Annotated in this window: 7 protein-coding genes and 1 riboswitch; of the genes, 6 read left to right on the plus strand and 1 reads right to left on the minus strand. The window is 34.8% G+C overall.

From position 1 onward, the window contains the following. Positions 1–17: 17 nt before the first annotated feature. The gene (lplA, locus tag Q428_RS06120; protein ID WP_035379169.1) at positions 18–998 is read right to left on the minus strand and encodes a lipoate--protein ligase; all 981 of its coding nucleotides are present in this window, start codon (positions 996–998) and stop codon (positions 18–20) included. A gap of 268 nt (positions 999–1,266) precedes the next feature. Further along, a riboswitch (glycine riboswitch) is annotated at positions 1,267–1,353 on the plus strand. A 75-nt stretch (positions 1,354–1,428) separates the two neighbouring features. Here lplA and gcvT point away from each other — a divergent pair. The 6 genes from gcvT to Q428_RS06150 form a co-directional block, all read left to right on the plus strand. After that, positions 1,429–2,535, plus strand: coding sequence for a glycine cleavage system aminomethyltransferase GcvT (gcvT, locus tag Q428_RS06125; protein ID WP_035379171.1), 1,107 nt, complete (start codon positions 1,429–1,431; stop codon positions 2,533–2,535). Positions 2,536–2,556: 21 nt separating this feature from the next. Next, positions 2,557–2,940 (plus strand): glycine cleavage system protein GcvH, encoded by a 384-nt coding sequence (gene gcvH, locus Q428_RS06130; protein WP_035379173.1) that lies wholly within the window; start codon positions 2,557–2,559, stop codon positions 2,938–2,940. 1 nt (position 2,941) lies between these two features. After that, complete coding sequence (gene gcvPA / locus Q428_RS06135) at positions 2,942–4,285, plus strand: aminomethyl-transferring glycine dehydrogenase subunit GcvPA (RefSeq protein ID WP_035379175.1); 1,344 nt, start codon at positions 2,942–2,944, stop codon at positions 4,283–4,285. Continuing rightward, positions 4,282–5,739, plus strand: coding sequence for an aminomethyl-transferring glycine dehydrogenase subunit GcvPB (gene gcvPB / locus Q428_RS06140; protein ID WP_035379177.1), 1,458 nt, complete (start codon positions 4,282–4,284; stop codon positions 5,737–5,739). The genes gcvPA and gcvPB overlap by 4 nt, the downstream gene beginning before the upstream one ends. A 26-nt stretch (positions 5,740–5,765) precedes the next feature. Continuing rightward, positions 5,766–7,166, plus strand: coding sequence for a dihydrolipoyl dehydrogenase (gene lpdA, locus Q428_RS06145; RefSeq protein ID WP_035379178.1), 1,401 nt, complete (start codon positions 5,766–5,768; stop codon positions 7,164–7,166). Between the two features lie 12 nt (positions 7,167–7,178). Further along, on the plus strand, positions 7,179–8,268 hold a 1,090-nt coding region (locus tag Q428_RS06150; protein WP_035379180.1), incomplete at its 3' end, for a serine hydroxymethyltransferase.

Consider the following 8,268-nt stretch of genomic DNA (forward strand, 5'->3'; position numbering starts at 1 on the left):
GGTATCTGGTTATCTGATTAAAACATCAACTGGATTAGGTTATCAATTGTAATATTTGAAAAATAGCTGTTAATATCAAAGTTTGCTAGTATTTTATAGACATCTTCCTCAGAATGTTTAGCACCAGTAAGTGCATCCTCTATTTCCTTTATGTCCTTTTGTCCAAAGAAATCACCGAAGAATTTAATATTCTTTATGAATCCTTTGTCTACATTTAAGTTAACTTCTACAATACCGCCATCAAACTTCTTTTCGTTGGTAAGATTAAACTTAGGTGAGTTTCCGAAATTCCATTCCCATGTCATATATTTTTCTGTCATAAGCTTATTTATATTATTTATTTCCTCATCAGTTAATTCATGAAGAGCCGCATTTTCATCTGAAGCCATAACGAATTTCATTAAGAAACTTTTAAACTCAGTTACATCCATTGGGGTTTTTAGATGCTTATCTATATTCGTTATTCTGCTGGCAACAGATTGAACACCTTTGCCTTGAAATTTAATTGGCCTAGGATTTAAAGCTTCAGAAAGATTTTTCATATTTGATGAAAAAAGCAGAGTTCCATGGTGCATAATTCTATTTTTGAATTTACATTGGGCATTCCCAGAGAATTTAAGTCCATCTATGGTTAAGTCATTTCTACCTGACAGTTCAGCGTTTATTGACAGTTCTTTTAATGCATCTATAATTGGTGCTGTAAATCTTCTGAAATCAGCAAAGGTATTTGTTGGATTATTTGATATAAAGGTAAAATTTATGTTTCCAAGATCATGAAAAACGGCGCCGCCACCGGTAATCCTTCTAACTACTGGAATATTATTCTCTTTAACATAATTAAGATTAATTTCAGAATATGCATTTTGATTTTTACCTAAGATAACTGCCGGTTTGTTTCTCCAAAGAAAGAAACATTCCTCAGAAAAATTTTTTAAAAAATATTCTTCAAAGGCAAGGTTAAAATAAGGATTTGTAATTTGGCTATCAATATACAACATAATAAGGCCCCCCTAATGTGAAGTTAATCAACTACTAAATTATCACAAAACAAACAAAATTTCCACAAATCCTTAAAGATTAATTGCAAAATTTCAGAAATATTTTGAATTAACTATTGAAATGGACCAAAGTAATTTGGTATTATTTAATTGTAGTTATAAATATTACCATATGACGATTGCGAGAGATATCCTTAAGGATAGCCGATGGAGAAATATAGAAATCGCCAAGTTTCTATAAAAGCTTTCAGGCAAAAGGATCGTAATCTGATGGAACTCTGGAAAGACGTTACGCACCGTAGGAGCAATACATGTAAATGTAAAAACTCTCAGGTAAAAATACAGAGATATAATGGCACTTTATTTTTTATTGCCATTATATCTCTTTTTTGTAAGTATACATAACAAATAAAGGAATGAGGGGGATAATATGGAAAATTTAAAAAGGACACCTCTATATGAAATCTACTCAAAGTATGGCGGCAAAGTTATTGATTTTGCTGGGTGGGAACTTCCGGTTCAATACGATGGAATAATTCCAGAACATGAAGCTGTAAGGAACTCTGCAGGTATTTTTGATGTTTCTCATATGGGAGAAATTGAGGTTAAGGGTAAGGAAGCCTTTGATTTCATTCAAAATCTTATAACAAATGACATTTCAAAATTAGAAAATCAACAGGTTATCTACAGTATGATGTGCTATGAAAATGGTGGAGTTGTAGATGATTTACTTGTTTATAAATTTAATGATGAGCATTATTTCCTGGTAGTTAATGCCAGCAATGTAGACAAGGACTTCCAATGGATGGTACAAAATAAGAAGGGTTTTAACGTAGAACTTGATAACATTTCATCAAATATAGCAGAAATTGCACTTCAGGGTCCTAAGGCACAGGATATTCTTCAGAAATTAGTTGATTTTGATTTATCAGAGATTAAATTTTTCTACTGCAAAAGAAATGTAAAGATTGATGGTGTTGATTGTTTAGTATCAAGAACAGGATATACAGGAGAAGATGGTTTTGAGATATATATGGATAATGACAATGCTGTTAAGATATGGGAAAAAATAATGGATGCAGGCAAAAATGAGGGATTAAAAGCAGCAGGTCTAGGATGCAGGGATACCTTGCGTTTTGAGGCTAATTTGCCTCTATATGGTAATGAAATTTCAGAAACAATAACACCACTGGAGGCTGGTTATGGTTTTTTTGTTAAGTTAGATAAAGAAAACTTCATTGGAAAAAGAGCATTGTTGAAACAGAAGGAAGAAGGATTAAAAAGAAAAATAGTAGGCTTTGAGATGATAGATAAGGGAATACCAAGACATGGATACGATGTGTTAGCAAATGGGAAGGTAACTGGCTTTGTTACAACTGGATATTTTTCACCAACATTAAAGAAAAATATAGGTCTTGCAATTGTTGATATTGAAAACTCTGAATTAGGGAGTGAGGTTGAAATAGTTATCAGAAATAAGCCTCAAAGGGCTAAAGTTGTAAGTAGAAAATTCTATACAAAAAATTATAAAAAATAAATTATTAAGGGGGAGTTTCTTATGAGAATTTTAGAAAACTTACTTTATACCAATGACCATGAATGGATAAGAGTTGAAGGAAATGAAGCTTATATCGGGATTACAGATTATGCACAACATGCACTTGGAGATATAGTATTTGTTGAATTACCTGAGGTTGATGCCCAGTTTAATGCAGGGGATGCCTTTGGTGTAATTGAATCTGTAAAGGCTGCAGCTGATATTTATATTCCAGTAAGCGCTAGAATCATTGAAGTAAATGAAGAAATTTCAGATGACCCATCACTTGTAAATAAAGATGCTTTTGAAAACTGGATGATAAAGGTTGAACTGTTAGATAAATCTGAACTAGACAATCTTATGACTGCAAAAGACTATGAAGAACATTGCAGTAAGGAGGAATAATATGTATCCATATATTCCTAATACACAGGATGATGAGAGAGAACTTTTAAGTAACATAGGAATAGATTCCATTGAAAACCTTTTTGAAGATATTCCAGAATCAATCAAGCTCAATAGAAGGCTGAATTTAAACAGACCAATGTCAGAGATTGAAGTTAAAAATCATATAGAGAATTTAGCAAGGAAAAATAAATCAACAGATGAACTCATTTGTTTTTTAGGTGCAGGTGCATATGATCATTATATTCCTTCAGTAATAAAACATATAACTTCAAGGGCAGAGTTTTATACTGCCTATACACCTTATCAACCTGAAATCAGCCAAGGAACCCTTCAGGTAATTTTTGAATATCAAAGCATGATTTGTAGCCTGACAGGCATGGATGTTTCTAATGCTTCTATGTATGATGGAGCTACAGCAACAGCAGAGGCTGCTTTTATGGCATGCGATAATACAAGAAGGAATTCCATTGTTGTTTCTAAAACTGTTCACCCAGAAATTAGAAGGACATTAAAAACATATTTATATTTCAGGGGAATTGAATATGTTGAAGTTGAGGATAATGACGGTGTAACTGATATTGAAAAACTGAAAGCTGTAGTTAGCAATAAAACAGCGGGGGTTATTGTTCAGTCACCAAATTTCTTTGGAATAATAGAGGATGTTACAGAGATTGAAAAGTGTGTTCATGAAAATAAGGGAATGCTGATTATGAACGTTGATCCTGTTTCCTTGGCATTATTAAAATCTCCAGCTGAACAGGGAGCTGATATAGCTGTTGGAGAAGGACAAGGTCTTGGAAGCAGCCTGAATTACGGGGGACCATACCTTGGATTTATGGCTACAACATCAAAACTTATGAGAAAGCTGCCTGGAAGAATTGTAGGACAAACAGAGGATGTAGATGGAAAAAGAGCTTTTGTTTTGACACTCCAAGCAAGGGAGCAGCATATAAGAAGACAGAAGGCAACCTCAAATATCTGTTCAAACCAGGCAATAAATGCACTGACAGCAGCGATTTACTTAACAACAATGGGTAAAAAAGGTCTCAGGGAAGTTGCAGTTCAGAGTACACAAAAGGCTCACTATGCACTAAATAAATTAAATAACACAGGAATTTATAAGCCCTTGTTCAATAAACCCTTCTTTAAAGAATTTGCAGTAAAGTGTAATTCAGAGATTGAAAAAATAAATCAGGAACTGCTAAAAAATAATATAATCGGGGGTTATGATTTAGGAAAGGATTACCCTGATTATACAAATTCCATGTTGCTTTGTGTGACAGAAAAACGTACAAAGAATGAAATTGATACACTAGTTGCGTTGATGGAGGGGATAAGATGAAGGAGTATAATAAGCTGATATTTGAAATTTCAAGGGAAGGCAGAGTAGGATATTCCCTTCCTCAAATAGATGTAGCAGAAAGAAATCTTGAAGAATTTATCCCTAAAGAATTTTTAAGAGATAAAAGTCCTGAACTTCCAGAGGTAAGTGAAGGTGATGTTGTTAGACACTTTACACTTTTATCAAACAAAAATTACGGTGTTGATAATGGTTTTTATCCACTTGGCTCCTGTACAATGAAATATAATCCAAAGATAAATGAGGATATGGCAGCATTAACTGAATTTACAAATCTTCATCCATATCAAAGTGAAGATACTGTTCAAGGTGCTTTGGAGCTTATGTATGATTTATCAGGTAAGCTTGCAGAAATTTCAGGCATGAAGGCAGTTACCCTACAACCTGCTGCTGGAGCACATGGAGAAATGACAGGACTTATGATAATTAAAAAGTACCATGAGAAAAGAGGAGATTTTAAGAGGAAAAAAATAATAGTACCTGATTCAGCCCATGGAACAAATCCAGCAAGTGCTGCTGTTGTTGGTTTTGAAATTATAGAGATTAAATCCACAAAAGATGGAGCAGTAGATTTGGAAAATCTTAAGGCAGTATTAGATGATGAAGTTGCCGGGCTAATGTTAACTAACCCTAGTACACTTGGTTTATTTGAAAAGAATATAAAGGAAATAGCTGATTTAGTCCATGAAGCTGGAGGACTGTTATATTACGATGGAGCCAATATGAATGCAATTATGGGAATTGCAAGACCTGGGGATATGGGATTTGATGTAGTTCATTTAAATCTTCATAAGACTTTTTCAACACCCCATGGTGGTGGTGGACCAGGAAGCGGTCCGGTTGGAGTTAGAGAAGATTTAGTAGATTTTCTTCCGGTGCCTGTAATTGAAAAAAATGGTGAAAGATATATTTTAAATTATAACAAGCCTGATTCTATTGGAAAAATAAAAAGCTTTTACGGCAATTTTGGGGTTATGATAAAGGCATATGCGTATATATTGAGCATGGGTGCTGAAGGCCTGAAGAAAGCCAGTGAAATAGCTGTATTAAATGCAAACTATCTTATGAAAAATCTGAAGGAACACTATAACCTTCCAATTAACGAGATTTGTAAACATGAGTTTGTTTTAGGAGGGTTAGGTAAAGAAGTTAATGAAGTTACTACTTTAGATATAGCTAAGAGACTTTTAGATTACGGTTATCATCCGCCAACTATTTATTTCCCTTTAATTGTTGATAGTGCAATCATGGTTGAGCCTACTGAAACAGAAAGTAAGGAAACATTAGATGGATTTATAGATGCAATGATTAAAATCTCTGTTGAAGCAAAGGAAAAACCAGAAATTCTAAAGGGAGCGCCTTATAATACGCCTGTAAGAAGACTAGATGAAGTAAAGGCAGCAAGAAATCCAATTTTAAAATGGTCTAAGGAATAAACAGCTGGGCTTATGGAGGGGTAACAATGGAAAAGGATATTGTTGTAATTGGAGGCGGACCAGGGGGATATGTTGCTGCAATAAGAGCAGCACAACTTGGAGCTAAGGTTACATTAATCGAAATGGATAAACTGGGTGGTACATGTCTTAATAGGGGATGTATTCCAACTAAAACTTTATACAGAAATGCTGAAATTTTAAACACATTGAAAAATATAGATGAGTTTGGAATAGGCGTTTCAAGTTATGATGTAGATGTTGATAAGATACAAAACAGAAAAAGAAAGGTCATTACACAGCTTACAGATGGAATAGCACAATTATTAAAGGCAAATGGGGTTGAGGTTATTAATGGCAAGGGAAGGTTAATAGACAGTAAAACTGTTGGTGTTTCCCTTGTAGATGGATCGGAATTAGAAATAAAAACAAAAAATATAATTATCGCAACGGGTTCAAAACCATCAATGCCTCCAATAGAAGGAGCAGATTTACCTGGAATTTTTACAAGTGAAGAGATACTGGATTTTGAAAGAATTCCTGAAAAACTCCTTATAATTGGTGGAGGGGTTATTGGAATGGAATTTGCGGGCATTTTCAATGCAATGGGTACAAAGGTTACAGTAATTGAATATATGCCAAGTATACTGGCGCAGGTAGACAGCGATTTAACTAAGAGGCTTTCAGTATCCCTGAAAAAACGTGGAATTGATATTTACACATCAACTAAGGTAAACAAAATAGAAAAGGACAGTGAAATATACAGAATTTATTGTGAAGGTAAAAAAGGAGAGTTATCCTTTGAAGGAGATTGTGTTTTAATTGCAGCTGGCAGAACCCCTGTTGTTGATGAGATAAACCTTAAGGGTATCGGAGTTTCCTTTGATAGAAGGGGTATTAAGGTTGATGAAAATTACATGACAAATATTGAAGGGATATATGCCATCGGAGATGTTAATGGTATCAGCATGTTGGCACATGCAGCCTCACATCAGGGAATAGCAGCAGTTGAGAAGATTATGGGGCTTAAAAAAGAAAATAAAAATGAATATGTACCTGGATGTATATTCATTTTTCCAGAAATGTCAACGGTTGGGATAACTGAGGATGAGGCAAAGGAAAAGGGAATACCATATAAGACCAGTAAATTCCTCTTTGGAGCCAATGGCAAAGCTCTAGCCCTTGGAGAGGCTGAAGGTATGGTAAAGGTAATTGCCTCTGCTGAGGATGATATTATTTTAGGAGTTCATATTATGGGACCACATGCTTCAGATTTGATACATGAGGGAGTTTTAGCTGTTGGTAGCAGAATGAAATGCAGAGAAATTTCTGGAATCATTCATGCCCATCCAACTCTGTCTGAAGCATTTGCAGAAGCGGTAATGGGTATCAACGGTGAGGCAATTCATATGGTTCCATCTAAAAAATAAGGGGGTAATACAATGAGTTTGGAAGCACTTAAAAAGGTAGATTCTGAGATATATGAAGCTATAATGCTAGAAACAGGAAGACAGAAGAATAAGATTGAACTTATTGCATCAGAAAACTTCACAAGTGAAGCTGTAAGGGAAGCAATGGGCTCAATTTTAACCAATAAATATGCTGAGGGTTATCCTTCAAAAAGATATTATGGCGGCTGTGAATATGTTGACATTGTTGAGGATATAGCAAGAAATAGGATAAAAGAGCTTTTCAAAGCTGAACATGCTAACGTACAGCCACATTCTGGTTCACAGGCAAATATGGGAGTATATTTTTCAGTATTGCAGCCAGGAGATAAGGTTTTAGGTATGAATTTAAGCCATGGAGGACATTTAACTCATGGAAGTCCAGTTAATTTCTCCGGAATACTCTATAACTTTATTTCATATGGAGTAGATGAAACAGGTTATATCAACTATGAAGAATTAAGAAAAACAGCCCTTGAAGAAAAACCAAAAATGATAGTATCTGGAGCAAGTGCTTACTCAAGGATTATAGATTTTAAGAAAATACGTGAAATATGCGATGAAGTTGGAGCATATATGATGGTTGACATGGCACATGTTGCAGGGCTTGTAGCTGCTGGGTTACATCCAAATCCTGTTGAATACGCAGACTTTGTTACAACAACAACCCATAAGTCACTAAGGGGACCAAGGGGTGGAGCTATTCTCTGTAAAGAGAAATATGCAAAATTGGTAGATAAAAGTATATTCCCTGGAATTCAGGGTGGGCCATTAATGCATATTATAGCAGCAAAGGCTGTTTGTTTTAAGGAAGCTATGACACCAGAGTTTAAGGAATACCAGAAAAATGTAATAGAAAATGCTAAAACACTGGCAGAGGAACTTATTAAGAGGGGATTTAACATTGTTTCTGGTGGAACAGATAACCACTTGATGCTGGTAGATCTGACAAACAAAAACATAACAGGAAAGGAAGCAGAGCATCTTTTAGATGAAGTTGGCATAACAGTTAATAAAAACACTGTACCTTTTGAAAAATTAAGCCCATTTGTAACCAGTGGACTAAGGATAGGAACACCCGCAG

Origin of the sequence: Fervidicella metallireducens AeB (genome assembly GCF_000601455.1) — a bacterium.
Classification (GTDB): domain Bacteria; phylum Bacillota; class Clostridia; order Clostridiales; family Caloramatoraceae; genus Fervidicella; species Fervidicella metallireducens.

Coding starts and splice junctions, on each gene's coding strand:
- gcvPA (WP_035379175.1), top strand. CDS start 2,942: ATGTATCCATATATTCCTAATACACAGGATGATGAGAGAGAACTTTTA.
- gcvPB (WP_035379177.1), top strand. CDS start 4,282: ATGAAGGAGTATAATAAGCTGATATTTGAAATTTCAAGGGAAGGCAGA.
- gcvT (WP_035379171.1), top strand. CDS start 1,429: ATGGAAAATTTAAAAAGGACACCTCTATATGAAATCTACTCAAAGTAT.
- lplA (WP_035379169.1), bottom strand. CDS start 998: ATGTTGTATATTGATAGCCAAATTACAAATCCTTATTTTAACCTTGCC.
- gcvH (WP_035379173.1), top strand. CDS start 2,557: ATGAGAATTTTAGAAAACTTACTTTATACCAATGACCATGAATGGATA.
- lpdA (WP_035379178.1), top strand. CDS start 5,766: ATGGAAAAGGATATTGTTGTAATTGGAGGCGGACCAGGGGGATATGTT.